Origin of the sequence: Arenibacter palladensis (assembly GCF_900129275.1) — a bacterium.
In the GTDB taxonomy this organism is placed as follows: Bacteria; Bacteroidota; Bacteroidia; order Flavobacteriales; family Flavobacteriaceae; genus Arenibacter; species Arenibacter palladensis.
In genome coordinates this window covers 90,721-110,427 of sequence record NZ_FQUX01000010.1, presented here as the reverse complement: position 1 = coordinate 110,427, position 19,707 = coordinate 90,721, and the positions used below count along the sequence as shown (strand labels likewise).

The following is a 19,707-nucleotide window of genomic DNA, read 5'->3' as shown; positions in this document are numbered from 1 at the left end:
CCGTCTCCTCCGCTGCTGGCGGAGAATCCACCTTCCCTTAACCAAGGGAAGGAGCCCTTAATTTCGTCATTGTAAGGGCATCACGACAACTATCGAAAGAGACCTCATAATTTATAGAAAACATTTATAATGCATCATTCTACTTTCCACATTAGACAATTCGTTCATTTTCACATTACCACATTAACTCATTATCAAATTTCCAAATCTCCAAATCATCTAATTGATACATTGATTCATTACTCCATTGATACATTTTCACATTATCCCATTAATCTTTTCTCTTTTCTCTCTTCTCTTCACTTTTGCCTTTTGCCTTCTGGCTTTTGGCTATCCCATCATTTCCACATTGACCCATTGGTAAATTTTCACATTATCCCATTTATCTATTCTCTTTTTTCTTTACTCTTCGCTTTTGGCTTTTGCCTCTTGGCTCTTCACTTTTGGCTCTTGGCTCTTGGCTCTTGGCTATAACCACATAAAACAAAAACCCCCATCAAATTGCTTTGATAGGGGTTTGTTTATAGTAAGGGAAGTCCTTATTTCACTTCCTCGAAATCTACGTCCTCAACGTTATCGGCCTCTTTAGACTCTCCGTTTGAAGATGCAGTATCAGCGCCACCTGCAGGAGCACCTTGCTGTGCTTCGGCCTGGGCCTTGTACATTTCCTCAGAAGCTACTTTCCAAGCCTCGTTGATTTTTTCCAAAGCTGGAGTAATCAAAGCCAAATCTTTGGCTTCATGGGCCTTTTTAAGCTCTGCCAGGGCATCCTCGATCGGCTTCTTCTTATCCGCAGATAATTTATCGCCAAACTCGGTCAATTGCTTCTCGGTCTGGAAGATCATTCCATCGGCCTCGTTCAATTTATCGGCAGTTTCCTTAGCTACTTTATCCGCTTCTGCATTGGCTTCCGCTTCCGCTTTCATTTTCTTGATCTCTTCCTCTGTCAATCCTGAAGAAGCTTCAATTCTAATATCCTGCGTTTTGTTGGTAGCCTTATCGGTAGCCGATACTTTTATAATACCATTGGCATCTATATCAAAGGTAACTTCAATCTGTGGGGTTCCCCTTTGCGCTGGTGGAATACCATCCAAATGGAAACGGCCTATTGTCTTGTTATCCTTTGCCATTGGGCGCTCTCCCTGCAATACGTGGATCTCAACAGATGGCTGATTGTCAGCAGCTGTAGAAAAAATCTGCGATTTTTTGGTAGGGATAGTCGTATTGGCCTCGATCAATTTGGTCATTACGCTACCCATAGTTTCAATACCTAAGGAAAGTGGTGTAACATCCAATAAAAGAACGTCTTTTACATCTCCTGTCAATACCCCACCTTGTATAGCGGCACCTACGGCAACCACCTCATCTGGGTTTACCCCTTTGGAAGGTTTCTTGCCAAAGAACTTCTCAACCGCATCCTGTACGGCAGGAATCCTGGTAGAACCACCAACCAAAATAATCTCATCAATATCGCTTTTGCTTAGACCGGCCGCTTTTAAGGCAGTGGCACAAGGCTCAATAGTACGTTTTACCAAATCATCTATCAATTGCTCAAACTTGGCTTTGGTCAATGAACGTACCAAATGCTTAGGTCCTGAAGCCGTAGCGGTTACGTATGGAAGGTTAATTTCGGTCTGTGCAGAAGACGACAACTCAATCTTGGCCTTTTCTGCAGCCTCTCTCAAACGTTGCAATGCCATGGCATCCTTACGTAGATCTATTCCTTCTTCCTTGTTGAACTCATCGGCCAACCAATCGATTATTTTTTGATCCACGTCATCACCACCCAAGTGGGTATCCCCATCGGTAGCCAATACTTCAAAAACACCGTCTCCCAATTCCAAGATGGAAACATCATGTGTTCCTCCACCAAAATCGAAAACTACTATTTTCTGATCTGTATCCTTCTTGTCCATACCGTAGGCCAAAGAGGCTGCGGTAGGCTCGTTTATAATTCTTTCTACGGTAAGTCCGGCAATTTCACCGGCCTCCTTGGTTGCTTGTCTTTGCGCATCGTTAAAGTAGGCAGGTACGGTAATTACCGCTCTACTAACAGTCTGTCCCAAATAATCCTCGGCAGTCTTCTTCATTTTCTGAAGTATCATTGCCGAAAGTTCCTGAGGAGAATACAAACGTCCGTCTATATCTACCCTTGGGGTATCGTTATCTCCCTTAACCACTTTATAAGGTACCCTTTCGGCTTCCTTACTGGACTCGGAGAATTTATTTCCCATAAAACGTTTTATGGAATAAATGGTTTTGTTTGGATTTGTAACTGCCTGTCTTTTGGCAGGATCTCCAACCTTGATCTCGCCACCCTCTACAAAAGCAATGACAGATGGAGTAGTTCTCTTACCTTCTGCGTTTGGGATTACAACAGCTTCGTTACCCTCCATAACCGAAACGCAAGAGTTTGTTGTTCCTAAATCTATTCCAATAATTTTACTCATGTTTATATATTTACTGTGTTGAAAAATCTTTTTAGCACTCGGGTCTATTAAGTCAATGATTGTGCCATGACAAAAAATATGACAAGCTGTCAGAACCCTCCTCCAAATTCACCAAGAATTGCAGTTCATTCTGTTTTTTTGGGCATTCCCCCTTGGCGAAAATATGCCAAGGGGTCGTGCTTTCCATTCCCAGTCCCAAAATTGTCCCTCCCAAGGTCCCCTTTTGGGAGCTATCCATTGCAATCACTAATGCTTTTTTTAGTTGAAAGTCCAATGTTATAAAGTTCAATGTGGCGATTGGGTATTGGGTAGTGAGAAGAAGAACTTAGAATCTAGTTGCAAGAACCTAGACTTAAGACTTTTTTTGAAAGTTATTTAACTAGCTGCTCCTTCCCCTGGTTAGGCATGTCCGGCGTTTTCTGCGGGAGGACAAGGCTGCTTCGACGCAGGAGGGGACTGAAGGGGCAGCCTGGGTGGCAATCTGCTTCTTACATTGTACAGTAGTTAGTGGTCAGTGGTCAGTGGCTCAAACGGTGAACAAAGAACAAAGGACAGTTTTCCTCAGCCAAAAGCCATTAGCCAAAAGCCAATAGTTTGTTTGTTCAACATTGTTAATTGTCGTCATTGCGAACAAAGCGTGGCAATCTGCTTCTTACAGTGAACAATCAACAATTAGCAATGAACAGTTTAATGTTCAAGAACTTGTGGCTTCGGCTACGCCCGCCTGAACGGAACGGGCAGGCTCAGCCACCATATGAAGGACACAGAGATTGAGGCTTGGAAGAATCAAGAACCTAAACTAAAGACTTTTTTTGAAAGTTATATAACTAGATGCTCCTTCCCCTAGGCAGGGGAAGGTGGCTTCTACGTAGGAGAAGTCGGAAGGGGTAGCCTGCGTGGCAATCTGCTTCTTGTCCGTTAACAATTAGCAACAAATAAAGTAAAAAGTCCTCCCTCTAACCCCCTCCCTGGGAGGGGGAATAATTCTTTCATAAATACAATATTAGCACCTAAACAATTCCCCTCTTGAGAGAGCCTGTCCGCCTTTTAGCGGGAGGTTAGCCTGCCTGCCGCAGGCAGGGGGTGGGTTTTTGACAGAAGCTCATTGAGCATTTCTCCTCCTATCACCTATCCACTATCCCATACCTAGGCCTACGTTTTCAATCCCTTCCGTCTCCTCCGCTGCTGGCGGAGAATCCACCTTCCCTTAACCAAGGGAAGGAGCCCTTAATTTCGTCATTGTAAGGGCATCACGACAACTATCGGAAGAGACCTCATAATTTATAGAGAACATTTATAATGCTTCATTCTACTTTCCACATTAGACAATTCGTTCATTTTCAAATTTCCACATTGCCTCATTTTCAAATTAATTCATTTCCACATTAACCCATCTATCTTTTCTATTTTCTCTTTTTTCTTTACTCTTCGCTTTTGGCTTTTGCCTTCTGGCTTTTGGCTATTACGTCATTGCTTCATTACCACATTGGTACATTTTCTCATTCAACCACTACCCTACCTTTTATCCTGTACCAAGGACCTGGGCTTTCAAAACTCTCCGTCTTCGCTTATGGCGAATCCACCTCCCTTCGTCACAAGGGAGGAGCCTTTATTGTCGTCACTTGGAGCTGGCCTAGCCGCTAGAGAGGCCTGCCCAGCCGTCAGGCGGGCGAAGCGTGGCAATCTGTTCATTCCATGTAGAGATTGCTTCGTCACCTCGCAATGACGAATTCTTCCGAAAATCTAACCTATCAACCCATTAGTACATTAAACCATCGGTACATTTTCAAATTAAACTATTTCCACATTAACCCATCTGTCTTTTCTCTTTTTTCTTTTTTCTTTACTCTTCGCTTTTGGCTTTTGCCTTCTGGCTTTTGGCTATTACGTCATTGCTTCATTACCACATTGGTACATTTTCTCATTAACCCAGCCATCTTTTCTCTTTTTTCTCTACTCTTCTCTTTTGGCTTTTGCCTTCTGGCTTTTGGCTATTCCGCCATTTCTACATTATCAGATTGGTACATTATCAAATCAACCCATTTTCAAATTGACACACACCCCTCCCTTAATCTTCCTAAATCCAAAAACAACTATATTTGATTTCAAGAATCAAATCCAAAAGAACACCACTACCCTATGGCCCAACTGCAAAAAATTAAATTCATCCTAGTTTTGGCAACCCTCGTAGGTTGTGGTACAAAAGACCCTAAAACCGAACCAAACCAAGAATTGGCCATTGGAATTGTGGCCGACTGCCAGTATTGCCATTGCGAATCCACTCCCTCCCGATTTTATAAAAACTCGCCTGTAAAACTGCAAAATGCAGTAGATAGCCTTAACAGCTCGCCTTTGGATTATGCCATTCATTTGGGCGACTTTATTGATCGGGATTTTAGCAGCTTTGACACCGTTGGACCGATCTGGAACACTTTAAAAACCAAAAAATTCCAAGTATTGGGCAATCACGATTTTAGTGTTGCCGATTCCCTAAAACCACTGGTGCCCGGGAAAATGAACCTGAAACAACGGTATTACAGTTTTGCGGAACAAAATTGGCGATTCATTGTCCTAGATGGGAACGACCTAAGTTATCAGGGCGCCATTTCTGCTAAAAAGATAGCACAAACCGATTCCTTGTACAACCTGCTGTCAAAATCCAATCCGCCCAACCTACAAACCTGGAACGGAGGCCTAAGTCATGAACAACTAAAATGGGTGGAAAGCGAATTGATATTGGCCCAAAAGAATAAGGAAAACGTCGGATTTTATTGTCATTTTCCTGTGCTAGGGGAAGATAAGGTGCACAGATTATGGAACAGTCCGCAATTTCTTGCCCTTATAGACCAATACCCCAATGTGAAATTCTATTTCAACGGCCATAACCACAACGGCGATTATGCCGAACGCCATGGGGTACACTACCTAACCTTTAAGGGAATGGTAGACACCCAAAGCACCTCCGCCTTCGCCAAGGTCCGTGTTACAAAAGACTCCATTCTGATACAAGGGTATGGACGGGAACCTTCCAGAAGCCTAAAGATCAAGGAATGAAGTGAGAATGAGGTTATTAGTAATCAGAATTGAGTATTGAGAATCTATAGACAGGAATTTGGACTAAGGCCTTATTTTTAAGGTTTCTGGTTTCTTGTTTCAAGTTCAAATCCCAAATCGATTCATCTTCAAATTATCTAATTACCTTATTATCAAATTAATTCATTACCCCATTGCTACATTATCACATTGGTACATTTCCGCATTGATACATTTTTACATTAACCCATTTCCACATTGATTTATTAATACATTGCTACATTAATCAATTGGTACATTTCCACATTACCCCTTCTACAAATTATCAAATCAACACATTATCAAATTCATTCATTAACCCATTTCCACATTGATTTATTAATACATTGATTCATTGGTACATTTCCACATAAACCCATCCATCTTTTCTCTTTTTTCTTTACTCTTCGCTTTTGGCTTTTGCCTTCTGGCTTTTGGCTATTCCGTCCACAATGCCCTAACACTTGCTAATAATCGCCACTTCATTTCCCAATAGATAATCTTATATTTACCCTAAAAATATAACCTGCTGAAAAATGGAATGCATTAGTGTTTTCGACATGCTCAAAATTGGCGTCGGACCCTCCAGCTCACATACCTTGGGCCCCTGGCGGGCTGCAGAGCGCTTTATTGGCGAACTACTGGAAAAAAAGCTATTCGATTCCCTTACGCATATCCAAGTAGATATATATGGTTCCCTCTCGCTCACCGGAAAGGGCCATGCCACAGATCTAGCCATTATGTTGGGCCTTACGGGGGCGGACCCCGTCACCATCCCCATAGAAAATATAGACGGTATAATTAAAGGGATTCAAGAAAGTAACAAGCTGCTTTTAAACAATTCCAAAGAAATTCCTTTCGATCCCAAAGTGGATATTATATTTAAGAAAGAATTTTTGCCCTTTCATGCCAATGGAATGACCTTTAGGGCCAGCTTGGCCAATGGCAAACAAATAAAGGAAACCTATTATTCCATTGGCGGAGGCTTTGTCGTGAAGGAAGAACTTAAACGTTCCAAAAAGAAAATGGAAGTTTTTAAGGCCTTCCCCTACCCCATTGAAAAGGGAGCGGACCTATTGGTCGCCTGTAAAAAGGAAAGCAAAACCATTTCCCAATTGGTATTGGAAAATGAACGTTCCTTGCGCTCCGATGCTGAAATAGACCAAGGCCTACAACATATTTGGGACACCATGTTGGAGTGTATGTACATAGGCTGCCATACCGAAGGAACCCTTCCCGGCGGACTCCATGTACGGCGAAGGGCCTATGATACCCACTTAAAATTAAAAGGGGACCTCCCCTATTCCAATCCCCAGGAATGGTTGCTTACCATAAGAAAGACCGAAGTTAAATTCCGTTCCATCCTCAAATGGGTAAGCTGCTTCGCCCTTAGTGTCAATGAGGTAAATGCTTCGCTGGGCAGAGTAGTCACTGCCCCTACCAATGGCAGTGCGGGGGTAATACCGGCCGTACTTATGTACTATATGGTCATAGAAAACCATGAGGCCAATTTTGAACACATTAAGCAATTCCTCTTAGTTGCGGGCGAAATTGGCAGTATTTTTAAAAAGGGAGCTACCATTTCCGCGGCCATGGGCGGTTGTCAGGCCGAAATTGGCGTATCTTCTGCCATGGCCGCAGCTGCGCTGACAGAACTAATGGGCGGGAGCCCGGAGCAAGTACTCATGGCGGCAGAGATTGCCATGGAGCACCATTTGGGCCTTACCTGCGACCCCATAGGCGGTTTGGTTCAAATACCTTGTATAGAGCGCAACTGCATGGGCGCCATAAAAGCCATCAATGCAGCAGAACTGGCGTTGGACTCCGACCCGGCCAATGCAAAAGTGCCGTTGGACAAGGTGGTAAATACTATGTGGGAAACCGCCAAGGATATGAGCACCAAATACAAGGAAACCTCGGAAGGCGGACTCGCCGTTGGGGTGTACCTTAGTGATTGTTAGTACACAGTGGTCCTTAGGCAAAAGCCATTAGCCAATGGGCAATAGTTTGTGTCTTCAACATTGTCAACTGTCGTCATTGCGAGTTTACCTACCGATAGGTAGGCCTGCCTTGCCGTCTGGCAGGTGCAGCGCGGCAATCTGCTTCTTACAGTGAACAATACCAATTGACTGTTTAATGTTTAATGTTCAATGTTTAAAAGTTGAAAGTCGTCACTTCGAGCCTGCCTACCGGCAGGTAGGTGATTTTATGCAGCTCAGCGTAATAAAATTGTATCGAGAAGTACTCAGACTAACAAATTTAATCGTCCCAAGTCGTTGTGGCTTCGGCTACGCCCGCCTGAACGGAACGGGCAGGCTCAGCCACCGAAATTGGCACCAACCAAATCCCTATTTCCAAATTAACTCATTCTCAAATTAAATAATTTCCAAATTGATTCATTACCCTATTGGTACATTTTCAAATTAACCCATCACTACATTAACCATTTTCAAATCATCAAATCACCACATTATCAAATTGATTCATTACCCCATTGGTACATTTCCACATTAACCCATTAACCCATTTTCAAATTATTACATCAACCCTAACCCACATAATCGGTCACTTCTAAAATTTCAATTATTCTAACATTTTATTTGAAAATAAAAGAAGAAATGAATTATAAAGTCAATATATGATGCAAATCATGTAAAATATAGGAAGTCCAATACATTCAAATAAGGTTTATTTGTACAGGGCTGTAATACCTTTATTTGGTATATACCTATTAATGATTTCCTTACAGACCACCTGATCTATTACAACCAAAAATATATTGACATGAGAAAAAGCTTTCGAAATTTATTATTCATCTTACTCGTCATAGGCATATCCTGTTCAGAAGCTCCGAAAGGGGAAACCGCCACCACATCCTTGCCCGTTTATAAGGATGTTCCCTATCTGCAGGATTACAGCATTAAATATGACAAACAGGAGGATGACCAGTTACTGTTCGAAGCTTATATGGACCGTAATGAGGTTATTCAGGTTTCCTCGTCGGACGGAATTTTACGTACCCACGATGGGCAGTTCCTGTATCCTGGAGTTCTCTTACAAGATAAAACCTACCGCCCGCTGACCGATAAGAATATTTCCGCAATGACCGTCTATCAAGACCAGTTTGTATACTTGGATGACGAGGCGGTACTCGGCAACGCCTGGGCGGGAAGCCTATACCTAAAACACAACCTTCCAAAAGCGAATATTTTTGCTGCCGGAACCGATTTCGATTTCTTGATCAGCGATGGACAATCGCTACAATATGTTTCCAAAAATAACCCTGGTTGGCAGGGCGCCCTATCCAAGGATAAAACCATTTCCATCAAATTCGACCAAAAAACCAATTCCTTCTGGATTTTGGGAGAAAAATCCGTTACCTCCTTCAATCCAAAAGATACAAACCTAAAAACTGTCTATGAAGGGAGTAATTTTACCTCCTTTGCCCTTGTGGACAATACATTGATATTGACCACCTTGGATGGATATCTTGAAGTGGATGCCACTTCCGGAAAACAAATTGGGGATAAAAAGATAAAATTGCCCTGGACGGAAATCAATTATGTAGACCTCATTGACGGACATCTCTGGTTTGGATCTACCAAAGGTGCCTTTAAGCTTAAAGAGGATGGTAAATTTAGTTACTACTATGGAAAACGTTGGATGCCCAGCAATAATGTGAAACATATTTCCAAAGGTACCGATGGTTCCATCCTTATATTGACGGATACCGGTCTGGGTCAAATAGTCTTTGAGGAAATGACCCTTTATGAAAAGGCTCAATATTATGAAAAACAGGTAAGGAACAGACATATAAGACTGGGGTTCAATGCAACCCTAGTAGATATGGACAATGGGAATTTTGATACGGGCCGACTCTCGGATTCCGATAACGACGGACTATGGACTACTATGTACCTGGCTGGACAGGTTTTTCGCTATGCCGTAACCAAATCCGAAGATGTCCTTCAAAACTGTAGGGAATCTATGGACGCTATGGAAAGGTTGTTCAGCATTAATCCTGTCCCCGGATTTCCTTCCAGATCCTTTGAGCGAAGTGGATATATAAATCAATTGCACGACCCAGACCGATGGCAGCATAGCAGTGATCCGGAATGGGATTGGAAATCAACTACCAGTAGCGATGAGGCCATTGGCCACATTTTTGCCTATGGCGCTATGGCGGAAATTATGGACAACGACCTTAAAGATCGTGCCATAGTCCTTATAGATACCCTGATGAGCCATATTGTAAGAAATGACCTGTATATGGTAGACTATGATGGCAAACCCACTACATGGGGCCGTTGGAACCCAGAATATGTAAATGCCCGACCAAAAATGGTGGGAGACCGAAAAATAAATGCTTCCAATATTATAGGCATGCTGCAAACGGCATATCATTTTACTGGTAAGGAAAAATACAAGGAAAAAGCGTTTGATCTAATGGATAACCACGGGTATTTGGACAATCTAATGTGGCCCATGAAAGATGTTGCCATGGCTCCGGACGATGCCGATGATTGGAGCAAGATGTTATCCGAATCCTGGAACCATTCCGATGATGAAATGTACTTTGTAGGCTATTGGGGCTTATATAGATATGCCTTTAACGACACTTTAAAAACAAAATTCAAGGAAGCTATAATTGACCACTGGGAAATTGAAAGGCCCGAAAAAGAAGGTGCCTGGAATATTATGACGGCCCTAACAGGGACCCAAGAGTTCGATTTGGAGGAAGCGGCCTGGTACCTTAGGGAGCACCCAATGGATATGGTTGCTTGGGAGGTCATGAACAGCCATAGAAAAGATATTACGTTTATAGCACCTAATTTTAGGGAACAGACAACGGCAGAGGTGTTACCTCCCGATGAGCGTCGTGTGCAAAGACATAACGGAAATATGTTTACCCTGGACGGAGGAAGTAATGGCACACAAGAGTATTCTGCAGGCGACATTTGGCTGCTCCCCTATTGGATGGGCCGATATTTAGGGGTTATAAGCGCTCCTCAAACAATGGATTGAAAATTGAATATAATAGAAACAAGTAAAATGGTATGGATACCCAAAAAAAGCTCATGAAATTAAATTTAGAAAGTAAACCAATGCTCCTTCTCTTCATGACACCCATACTTTTTAGTGCTTGTGGAAAAGACAATTATAAAATGGAAAAGCAGATTACCCAGGATTTCACTTATAACCATGACCTGGACAACAACGACAATTTTTCCCCGGACGATAAATGGCTGGTATATGACACCCGAACCGAGGCCGGTGGTATTGGGGCCAATGGTAAGATTGAAAAGGTACATGTTGAAACCGGCGAAAAAGTGGTTTTGTACGAACTGCAACAAAACAGGGCCTATGGTCCCGGCGTGGGAGCTGTAAGCTATAGCCATACCAACAATGAGGTGGTTTTTATACATGGATTATTAAATTGCACCCCGGACAAACCTTATGAACAATGGAGACGGACCGGAGTAATCATAAAGGATGACCAACCTGGAAAGCCCATTTTTATGGATGCTAGGGACATTTCCTTCCCGTTTACGGTGGGAGCTTTACGCGGGGGTACCCATAGACATGAATTTAGTGGCGACGGAAAATGGATAGGTTATACTTATAACGACGCCATTATGAAAAAACTGGAAGACTCTACTGGCCTTACCCATAATCTTAGAACCATAGGGGTTTCCAAAAAAGATCATCCAGTAACCGTTACCGAATCCCAAGACGGTGAGAATTTTTCTGGGGAATGGTTTAGTACGGTAGTGGTAAAAGTAGTACCAAATCCCGTTCCCGGATCTGATGAAATAAGTAGAGCGGCAGGTGACAGCTGGGTGGGAAGTTCCGGCTACCTGAAATCCGATGGCGCTACCCAAAGGGCAAGGGCCTTTATAGGCACTACATTAAGTAAAAATGGGGAACAGGTAGATGAGGTTTATATAGTGGATATCCCAGAAGATATTAGCATTCCAGGACAGGCTGCCCTTGAAGGTACCGAAACCAATTTGCCAGCTCCCCCTAAAGGTACCCGTCAACGAAGATTAACCTTCACTGCCAATAGCAAATATCCTGGTTGCGAAGGCATTGTCCGTTCCTCCTACGGGGGGAGTATGCTTGCCTATATTGCCAAAGATGACCACAATATTAAACAGATATTCACTATATCCCCTTGGGGCGGCGAGGCCATACAACGTACTTTTCTTGACTCGGACGTGCAAGGCGGTATTCGCTGGCACCCCAAAGACCATAGATTGGTGTATGTATGGCAGAATTCTTTGGTGGGGTTAAATATTGAAGGCGGAAAAAATACTGTCCTGACGAAACCGACACAAAATCCACCTAAAAATCCGGTTTGGTCCCACGACGGACGTAAAATAGCTTATAACCGAATGGTTTCCAAAGACGGAAATACTCCCACCATGCAAATTTTTGTCATCGAACTTTAACCAAATCAATATGTATAGAATTCTATTTGCATTAGCCTTGATCCTTCATTTTTCCTTTGAAGTCTGTGCTCAGGAAACCTCATTTTATCAGGATGTCGCCCTTATCAATAACATTTCTGTTGGACTTCCCCAGGGCAATATTGATCAAATATCAATTGTTGACAATATCCCTATCGCAACCACCTCATCGGGGCAATACGAATGGAAAGGTTCCAAATGGATTTCTAGCAATAAGGGTAATTCTTCCACAGCTATACCCAAATATAAGGGCATACCCCAGGAGGCCGGTAAGGTCCTCAGCACATCCAATTACATGAACACCACCTATGTGGGTTGTGAAAATGGCCTGTATTTTAATATTGGCAACAATAAATGGAAGCAGGAGCTACCCTCCGACACCAATTATAGTTGGGCCTTGAAAGAGGTGGCAGCCTTGACAGTGGACACAAAAAACCGATTGTGGTTTGGTGCCAAACAAGGCATAGGCTATTTGGAAAATGGTAAATGGACACTGTTTACCGGTAAGGAAGGAGTGCCATACAATCATTTCACTTGTGCAGCCCCAGGACCAAAAGGTGAGGTATGGTTTGGCACCGAAATTGGGGCTTTCAGGGTTGAGGAAAATGTTTTTTACTACAGGGCAAACCGCAGATGGTTGCCGGACAACCATGTAAACTCCATAGCTGTTGACCAGGACGGTACTGCCTGGATCGCCACTAGGAACGGCATTGCCCAAATTGTTTCCAAAAAAATGACCTACCCCGAAAAAGCGGCCTATTTTACAAAACAGGTAGAAGAAAGACATAACAGGATGGGTTTTATCTGTCAAAACCATCTTACCGAACAATTCAATATTAATACAAGTCAGTTGGCCATTTCGGATAATGATGGGCAATATACCGCTATGTACGGTGCAGCACAGGCCTTCCGATACGCCATTACCAAGGATCCGGAGGCCAGGGAACTGGCCAATAGAAGCTTTTATGCCCTAAAATGGTTGGTAGACATTACCCATGAACCCGGGTTTCCGGCAAGGGTGATCATTCCTGTGGATTGGCATGAACCCGTTAACGAACAATATAGCAAGGAATACAATACTAGACATCAGAAAAACGACCCCTTCTGGAAGGATATTTTTCCTCGTTTCCCACTTAGTGAAGACGGAAATTATAGATGGAAATGCGATACTAGCTCGGACGAATTGGCCGGACATTATTTTTATTATGGCATTTATCACGATTTGATTGCAGAGACCAAGGAAGAAAAGGATGCCGTTAAACAAGTGGTCGCAGATGTAACCGACCACCTTATAAAACATGGTTTCAAATTGGTGGATTATGACGGGAAACCAACACGCTGGGGCAGTTTTGACCCTGACTATTTCAATTCCATTTGGGGCTGGGACCAACGCGGACTCAATGCTATGATGATGCTTTCCTTTTTAAATGTAGCCTCGCATGTTACCGGAGATCCCAAATATGATGAGGTGGCCGAAATGTTGCGCGAAAAGGAAAATTATGATATCTATGCCATGCATGCCAAAGAATTTTTTCCCCCGGAAAATGCAGTCCCATGGGACAACAATCTGGGGCTTATGAGTCTTTACGGCCTCATTAATTACGAAAAGAATCCGGAAAGACAAATCATGTACCGCATTGCCCTAGAGAATGCCTGGCTGCATATCAGCAAGCAGAAAAATGCCTTTTGGGACGGACTATATGGTGCTATGGCCGGTTTTTTTACACAAAAGGTGGATCAAGGGTTTTTTAAGCCGCAAGAGCTGTTTACAGAAAATCCATTGTTTGCCAAAGCTAGTATAGACAGATACTACAAGAGTAGCCTAGACAATCGTTATATGACGGAAACCTTGCAACGTATCCCGTTGGACCTGATAGGTTATGATATGGACAACACCCACCGCCTGGACATACAATTGGACCCCACACCGGGACAATCTGCAGATATGGGCTGGGGTAATGACACCTATGCACTCCCAATAGACGAAAGGGGCCACGTAAGATTGGATAGGGATGCCACTGTTCTCCATGATAACGAAGGTAATGGATATGCAGAACACGAAGGCACCTTTTACCTCCTACCCTATTATTTGGCCGCATACCATAAGCTGATTGAACCATAGAACGCCATATTGGCCATAGCCATGCCGTTATTTAAAGCATAACACCAATGCATAGGCCTTTTATAACAATAATGTTAATAGTCCTTCTGGGTCCTGCTTATGGCTACCCGCAAACCGGGCTGCCCAACCCTAAAAACGGCAGCACCTATGTTATAGCCCATAGAGGTGCCCATAACGGGATACAAACCGATCAGCCCGAAGCCTTGATCAAATTTATTTCCTCCATGGAAAACGAATTACCCTAACTAATCACAGCCTTCTTTTCTTCTGGTATCTATCAAATAAATAATCTTCCAGCTGCCTTGGTCATTAAATAGTTGAAACGAATTTACGCCACAATGGCTAAAGCTATCGTTCACCCAAAATTCGTAGTTGGTCCAAGCATTGGCCATGGCACCATCAATTTGAATGTTATAGGACATTATTTTTTCTTCAAATTTTGTGGTAGCGGGAATGGCTACTATCGATTTTAAAAAATGGTTGAAATCATCTGTTTTCACTACTTCCCTCCCATCCGCATCTTTCCCAATGGTCTGTAGCACGATATCTTTGGAAACCGTTTCCCTAATTGCCATTGAATCCTGTTGGTGAAAAGCTTCAAAAAAAGCTTCTATGGTTTTTTTAACCATCTTTTCCTCATTATTCTGGGCATTGCCAAAATGAAAAGCCATCAACAAAGCCAAAATGAAAAGTTTAGTATTATCCATATTTATAAGGTCTTGACCATCACATAAAAATAGTTAAAAAATAAAAATTTGGGAACTAACTATTGCTAGATTCATAATTTTTGGAACAAATCATTACTTTTATCCCACCAAATACAATCTAGATGTCCGCTACCAAAAAAGAATACAAAAGAGTAACTGTAAAATCCCTCGTTGATATGAAAAAAAACGGGGAGAAAATATCCATGTTAACGGCTTATGATTATTCTATGGCAAAAATTGTCGATGCCGCCAATGTGGATGTAATATTGGTGGGCGATTCTGCCAGTAATGTTATGGCCGGACATGAAACCACCCTTCCCATTACCTTAGACCAAATGATCTATCATGCCTCTTCGGTAATACGGGCAGTAAACCGCGCCCTAGTGGTGGTGGACATACCTTTTGGAAGTTACCAAAGTGATCCCAAAGAGGCCTTGCGGTCGGCCATCAGGATCATGAAAGAAAGTGGTGCCCATGCCGTAAAGGTAGAAGGTGGGCAGGAAATTAAGGAATCTGTAAAAAGGATTCTCAATGCAGGTATTCCCGTAATGGGACATTTGGGCCTGACCCCTCAGTCCATTTATAAATTTGGCACTTATACAGTAAGGGCAAAAGAGGAAGAAGAAGCACATAAACTCATTGAAGATGCCAAACTTTTGGAAAAAATGGGGTGTTTTGCCATAGTTCTTGAAAAAATACCCGCCAAATTGGCCAAGGAAGTAGCAGAAAGTGTCTCCATTCCCATTATTGGCATTGGCGCAGGAAATGGTGTAGACGGACAGGTGTTGGTAATTCACGACCTCTTGGGAATAACCCAGGAATTCAATCCAAGATTTTTGCGGAGGTACCTCAATCTATATGAAGAAATGGGCAATGCCATTTCCAAGTATGTAGACGATGTAAAAACGAGGGACTTCCCTAGTGACGAGGAACAATACTAAGCAATATATTTATTCCTGTATAAGGTCTGCCATTTTATTGCGCACATCTTCTATAAACTAGATAATCAATTCCAAAGTGTCCACAAAAACAATTTCTACCCCAGAGAATTTACAGGTCTTATACGAGGATAACCATCTTATAGCCATCAATAAAAGGGCGGGCGATATTGTGCAGGGCGATAAAACCGGCGACACTCCCCTCAGCGAGGTCGTAAAACAATATATAAAGACCAAAGACAACAAACCCGGGAACGTATATTTGGGCGTGGCACACAGGCTGGATAGGCCAACCACAGGTATTGTGGTCTTTGCAAAAACCTCAAAGGCCCTGCCAAGGCTCAACAAATTGTTTGCCGAAAAAGATGCCCAAAAGACCTATTGGGCGGTAGTCAATAAAATGCCGGAACAGGAAAAGGGCACCTTGACCCATTGGCTAAAACGCAATCCGAAGCAGAATAAATCCTACGGCCATATTAAGGAAGTGCCAGATAGTAAAAAGGCTATTTTGGACTATAAGGTGATGAAGCAACTGGACCGTTATTTTTTATTGGAAATTGATTTAAAAACAGGTCGCCACCATCAAATTAGGGCACAATTGGCAGCTATTGGGTGTGTCATAAAAGGGGATTTAAAATACGGGGCGGACCGAAGCAATAAAGACGGAAGCATTCATCTGCACGCCAGAAGCCTTGCTTTTATACATCCCGTAAAAAGAGAATTGTTGCAGATTATAGCACCACCCCCCGAAGATAGTGTTTGGAACGCCTGTAAGTAAATTACCTCTGCACAGGTCCATGAGGTATCGGAAGGATTCTTTAGTGTACATTCCACATCAACCTAAATGGCTGGGACAAGTACAGGAACATTCGGATCACGCCTAACAACTAAATTTTCATTACCTTTAACTGAGGCCATATGCATATGGCCAGCTTAAAAATTTTTCCATGGGCAAGACAGCACTATTTATTTCTAGTATGATGTTATTGATCTCCTGCGGAAGCTACAATTCCATAGATTCCTTTTACGAAGCCCATAAGAATGACAACCAGGTTACCGCTATCCGCGTGCCCCATTTTATGATATCCCTTATAAGCAATATATCGCCGGAAATAAATGCCTTGGTAGGCGACACCAAAGACTTAAGGTATATGCAGTTTCCTGTTGCCACTCCTGCGAGAGCCGATTTCCTTAACAAGCAAATGAACGGTATTACCGGAAATTCCTTTATCGAGATTTATCGTAAAAATGATGATTTAAAACGTTCCATAGTTTCCATAAGGGAACGCAAAAATTCGGTCAAGGAAATTCTAATATTCAACAACAATAATAAAACGGGTTCATTTCTCTACTTCAATGGAAATTTTGACCCTGTTAAAGTAAGGGGAATGGCCAAAAACAACGACTTCGAAAAACTTACCGAAAGCCTGGTCAAGGAGTATAATCCCACTACCCCCGGCATAAATAACTAGTATATGATTTATTTGTAAGACCTTACACTCTCTATAACTACAGAGCTAAGAATAAGTATTCCGCCCATGACCGTAGTCCAACTAGGAATTTCCGAAAGAAAAACCACTCCTATCAATATACCATAAACCGGTTGCACGCTGCTTAAGATACTCACCGTAGTAATGCTAAAGTGCTTAAAACAATTGAGAAATAGGGTATGCCCAATGGCAGTAGTGAACAAGGCCAATGTTAACAGTGCCGGCCATTGGTCTGCAATGGCATCCACATTATAAATAAAAAATACCGGTGCCAAAATAAACCCAACTATGCCAGTTTGGTAGGTCATCATTAAGGACCCATTGTAATGGGCCGCCCTAGACTTTAGGATAATATTCCTAATGGCATAGGCCAGTGCCGAAAAAACACCAAGACCCACGGCCACAATATGTGAATTGCCGGTTTCAAAGTCGGGAGCCAACAGATAAATTCCGGCCAATACCAAAAGTCCTAGGACAAAATGAATTCTTTGGAACGGCGTTTTTAAAATCAATGGTTCCAATAAGGCCGTTAGAATAGGGTATGTAAACATAGACAACATACCTATGGCCACACTGGAAAGCTGCAGGGCATAGAAATAGGTCAACCAATGGATCCCCATAAAAATACCGCTTAAAAAAAGAATAGGGTGATCCTTTTTGGCAATACGAAACGATATTTTCTTCCATTTACAATAGAGCAATAGAAACAAAAATGCCAAGCCCGCCCTACTGGCTATGGTAACGGGCACCGGAAGCTGCACGTATCTGCCCAAAGCTCCGGAAGTACTTATAAAAATCATGGCCAGATTAATCTCCAGCAAATGGTTGATGTGAAGGCTCTTACTTTTCAAAAATATTTTTTAACGGGTAACGGACATGGCCTTCTCCTTAATAATTTGCGCTACGGGTTTATTTTGTAGATGACTTTCCAACCATGAAATAATGTCCAAATATAAGAAAGCACGTTTTTCATAGGGATGGTTTTCGTATTTTTTTAATTCATCGTACAACTTTTGGAACTCGTTGGGCAACTCGTGCGGGTAGATATCGCCCAAACCTCTTAAGAATTTAATCATTTCCTTCTGTACGGCATGAAGATCGTTCATTTTTAACAGGAACTTATAGGTGCTTTTCAGCTGTACTTCCAAGTGATAGTCCATACCGGCCTCGTAATGGGCAATAAGACTTAGTACCCGGGCAAAGCACATAAGGTCCTCACGCATTTTTAGGTTCTTGTTGTTAATGATCCTCTTTAAATACTGAATACAGGTTTTGTTATCCCCATATCCAAAATAAAGGCAGGCTATCTTATAGTACAACACCATAACATGATGCTGGTCTATCCTATCCTTATGCTTATTGATTCCGTATTCTACGATTTTGACCAAATAAAGGCCCTTTTCAAAATTGCCCTCCAGGAAATGAAGGTTTAATTTATTTAAATTGATATACAGGAAGGCCAAGGAAGCTATATTGTCATTGTCCGGAAATTCCTTGCTACTCACAATTTTTTCCAATTTCTCCAAGGTTTCCTTGAATTGGGAACTGTATTTCACATAAAATAAAGATTCCAACAAATAATGGTTCCCCTTTAAAAAGAATACAGGGTTTAAATAGATCATTTCCTTATTCTCATAAAAAAGATCTACCCATTTACTGGAATACTTATAACAGGACAAAAAATCCTGGGTCAGAAAACTATACCAAAGATGCGCCTTATACAACCAAAGCTTTTCCCTAAAGCCCAAGTCTTCGATATTATACTTCGGCATGTGCTTCTCGAAATATTTCTGAACCCTTTTAATATCCTCATCACTTCTAACATAGCCAATTTTTAACATTTGCCCATATAACTGGAGTGCAAGGTTGGATAATTTACTAGTAATTACATTCTGTGCCGAAAGTTGTTTGGCCTGCACCGCCAATTCATCTGCCCTGTCCGGGATACTACGGGTAATATACTGGGTCTCTATCAACTTCTCAAATTCCACTATTTCATAGGCCACGTTTTTCTCCTCATTTTCAATGGCGGTAGCCTTGGCCTTGTCCAATATTTTAAGACTCTGCTTGTACAGTCCCTTTTGGTACAGAATTGTGGCAAAATCCAATTGCTCCCGGATCTGCACCCTTATGTTCTGATTCACAGGGTTTAACCTAAGGCTTACTAAAATCTGCTTGTAAAGGTGGGCCTTCAAGTTGGATAACTGGGCTTTCTTTACAATCCCATTTTCCAGTATTAATTTTTCATCATATACCTTAATTTTATCCATTAAATTAAAAAGGGCAAGAAATTTGGCATCGGTATTCACCCCCAGGCGCCCAACATACAATTTAAATTGACGTTTCTCGGACTTGGAAAGTGATTTAACCAAAACGAATAATGCATCTTTATGCGCATTTGTCATCGTAATAATAAAGGTTTATATAATTGATAATCAGTGTTTTAAATACTTCAAAA

The 19,707-nt window shown here is 42.1% G+C and carries 14 protein-coding genes; 9 read left to right on the top strand and 5 right to left on the bottom strand.

The window, feature by feature from the left end; translation table 11 throughout:
- Positions 1 to 539: 539 nt before the first annotated feature.
- Positions 540 to 2,450, bottom strand: a complete 1,911-nt coding sequence (dnaK, locus tag BUA60_RS20215; protein ID WP_072864973.1) for a molecular chaperone DnaK — start codon at positions 2,448 to 2,450, stop codon at positions 540 to 542.
- Positions 2,451 to 2,502: 52 nt separating this feature from the next.
- The gene (locus tag BUA60_RS23110; protein ID WP_178347042.1) at positions 2,503 to 2,697 is read right to left on the bottom strand and encodes a hypothetical protein; all 195 of its coding nucleotides are present in this window, start codon (positions 2,695 to 2,697) and stop codon (positions 2,503 to 2,505) included.
- Positions 2,698 to 4,625: 1,928 nt separating this feature from the next.
- Here BUA60_RS23110 and BUA60_RS20205 point away from each other — a divergent pair.
- The 6 genes from BUA60_RS20205 (at position 4,626) to BUA60_RS23105 (ending at position 14,359) form a co-directional block, all read left to right on the top strand.
- The gene (locus BUA60_RS20205; RefSeq protein ID WP_245802595.1) at positions 4,626 to 5,504 is read left to right on the top strand and encodes a metallophosphoesterase; all 879 of its coding nucleotides are present in this window, start codon (positions 4,626 to 4,628) and stop codon (positions 5,502 to 5,504) included.
- A gap of 554 nt (positions 5,505 to 6,058) precedes the next feature.
- Positions 6,059 to 7,483, top strand: coding sequence for an L-serine ammonia-lyase (locus BUA60_RS20200; protein WP_072864967.1), 1,425 nt, complete (start codon positions 6,059 to 6,061; stop codon positions 7,481 to 7,483).
- Positions 7,484 to 8,306: 823 nt separating this feature from the next.
- Entirely contained in the window at positions 8,307 to 10,547 is a 2,241-nt protein-coding gene (locus BUA60_RS20195; protein ID WP_072864965.1) for a hypothetical protein, read from the top strand.
- Between the two features lie 53 nt (positions 10,548 to 10,600).
- Positions 10,601 to 11,974 (top strand): DUF3748 domain-containing protein, encoded by a 1,374-nt coding sequence (locus tag BUA60_RS20190; RefSeq protein WP_178347041.1) that lies wholly within the window; start codon positions 10,601 to 10,603, stop codon positions 11,972 to 11,974.
- A 10-nt stretch (positions 11,975 to 11,984) separates the two neighbouring features.
- On the top strand, positions 11,985 to 14,114 hold the full coding sequence (locus BUA60_RS20185) for a two-component regulator propeller domain-containing protein (RefSeq protein ID WP_072864963.1): 2,130 nt from the start codon (positions 11,985 to 11,987) through the stop codon (positions 14,112 to 14,114).
- Between the two features lie 71 nt (positions 14,115 to 14,185).
- Positions 14,186 to 14,359: a hypothetical protein gene (locus BUA60_RS23105; protein ID WP_178347040.1), complete on the top strand. Its 174-nt coding sequence runs from the start codon at positions 14,186 to 14,188 to the stop codon at positions 14,357 to 14,359.
- On the opposite strand, the gene BUA60_RS20175 is transcribed toward BUA60_RS23105, so the two are convergent.
- Entirely contained in the window at positions 14,360 to 14,821 is a 462-nt protein-coding gene (locus tag BUA60_RS20175) for a nuclear transport factor 2 family protein (RefSeq protein ID WP_072864959.1), read from the bottom strand.
- 122 nt (positions 14,822 to 14,943) lie between these two features.
- Between BUA60_RS20175 and panB the strand changes: the two genes are divergently transcribed.
- The 3 genes from panB to BUA60_RS20160 all read left to right on the top strand — a co-directional run bounded on the left by panB (position 14,944) and on the right by BUA60_RS20160 (position 17,231).
- On the top strand, positions 14,944 to 15,762 hold the full coding sequence (gene panB, locus BUA60_RS20170; RefSeq protein ID WP_072864958.1) for a 3-methyl-2-oxobutanoate hydroxymethyltransferase: 819 nt from the start codon (positions 14,944 to 14,946) through the stop codon (positions 15,760 to 15,762).
- 76 nt (positions 15,763 to 15,838) lie between these two features.
- The gene (locus tag BUA60_RS20165; protein WP_072864956.1) at positions 15,839 to 16,537 is read left to right on the top strand and encodes an RluA family pseudouridine synthase; all 699 of its coding nucleotides are present in this window, start codon (positions 15,839 to 15,841) and stop codon (positions 16,535 to 16,537) included.
- Positions 16,538 to 16,706: 169 nt separating this feature from the next.
- Positions 16,707 to 17,231, top strand: coding sequence for a DUF4252 domain-containing protein (locus BUA60_RS20160; RefSeq protein ID WP_072864954.1), 525 nt, complete (start codon positions 16,707 to 16,709; stop codon positions 17,229 to 17,231).
- An 8-nt stretch (positions 17,232 to 17,239) separates the two neighbouring features.
- Here BUA60_RS20160 and BUA60_RS20155 read toward each other — a convergent pair whose 3' ends face one another.
- Together BUA60_RS20155 and BUA60_RS20150 are read right to left on the bottom strand one after the other, a co-directional pair.
- Positions 17,240 to 18,100, bottom strand: a complete 861-nt coding sequence (locus tag BUA60_RS20155) for a DMT family transporter (RefSeq protein ID WP_072864952.1) — start codon at positions 18,098 to 18,100, stop codon at positions 17,240 to 17,242.
- A 9-nt stretch (positions 18,101 to 18,109) separates the two neighbouring features.
- Positions 18,110 to 19,654 carry a hypothetical protein gene (locus BUA60_RS20150; RefSeq protein ID WP_072864950.1) on the bottom strand — a complete coding sequence of 515 codons (1,545 nt, stop codon included), beginning with the start codon at positions 19,652 to 19,654 and terminating at the stop codon, positions 18,110 to 18,112.
- Positions 19,655 to 19,707 lie beyond the last annotated feature (53 nt).

Coding starts and splice junctions, on each gene's coding strand:
- dnaK (WP_072864973.1), bottom strand. CDS start 2,450: ATGAGTAAAATTATTGGAATAGATTTAGGAACAACAAACTCTTGCGTT.
- BUA60_RS20200 (WP_072864967.1), top strand. CDS start 6,059: ATGGAATGCATTAGTGTTTTCGACATGCTCAAAATTGGCGTCGGACCC.
- BUA60_RS20195 (WP_072864965.1), top strand. CDS start 8,307: ATGAGAAAAAGCTTTCGAAATTTATTATTCATCTTACTCGTCATAGGC.
- BUA60_RS20190 (WP_178347041.1), top strand. CDS start 10,601: ATGAAATTAAATTTAGAAAGTAAACCAATGCTCCTTCTCTTCATGACA.
- BUA60_RS20185 (WP_072864963.1), top strand. CDS start 11,985: ATGTATAGAATTCTATTTGCATTAGCCTTGATCCTTCATTTTTCCTTT.
- BUA60_RS23105 (WP_178347040.1), top strand. CDS start 14,186: ATGTTAATAGTCCTTCTGGGTCCTGCTTATGGCTACCCGCAAACCGGG.
- BUA60_RS20175 (WP_072864959.1), bottom strand. CDS start 14,821: ATGGATAATACTAAACTTTTCATTTTGGCTTTGTTGATGGCTTTTCAT.
- panB (WP_072864958.1), top strand. CDS start 14,944: ATGTCCGCTACCAAAAAAGAATACAAAAGAGTAACTGTAAAATCCCTC.
- BUA60_RS20160 (WP_072864954.1), top strand. CDS start 16,707: ATGGGCAAGACAGCACTATTTATTTCTAGTATGATGTTATTGATCTCC.
- BUA60_RS20150 (WP_072864950.1), bottom strand. CDS start 19,654: ATGACAAATGCGCATAAAGATGCATTATTCGTTTTGGTTAAATCACTT.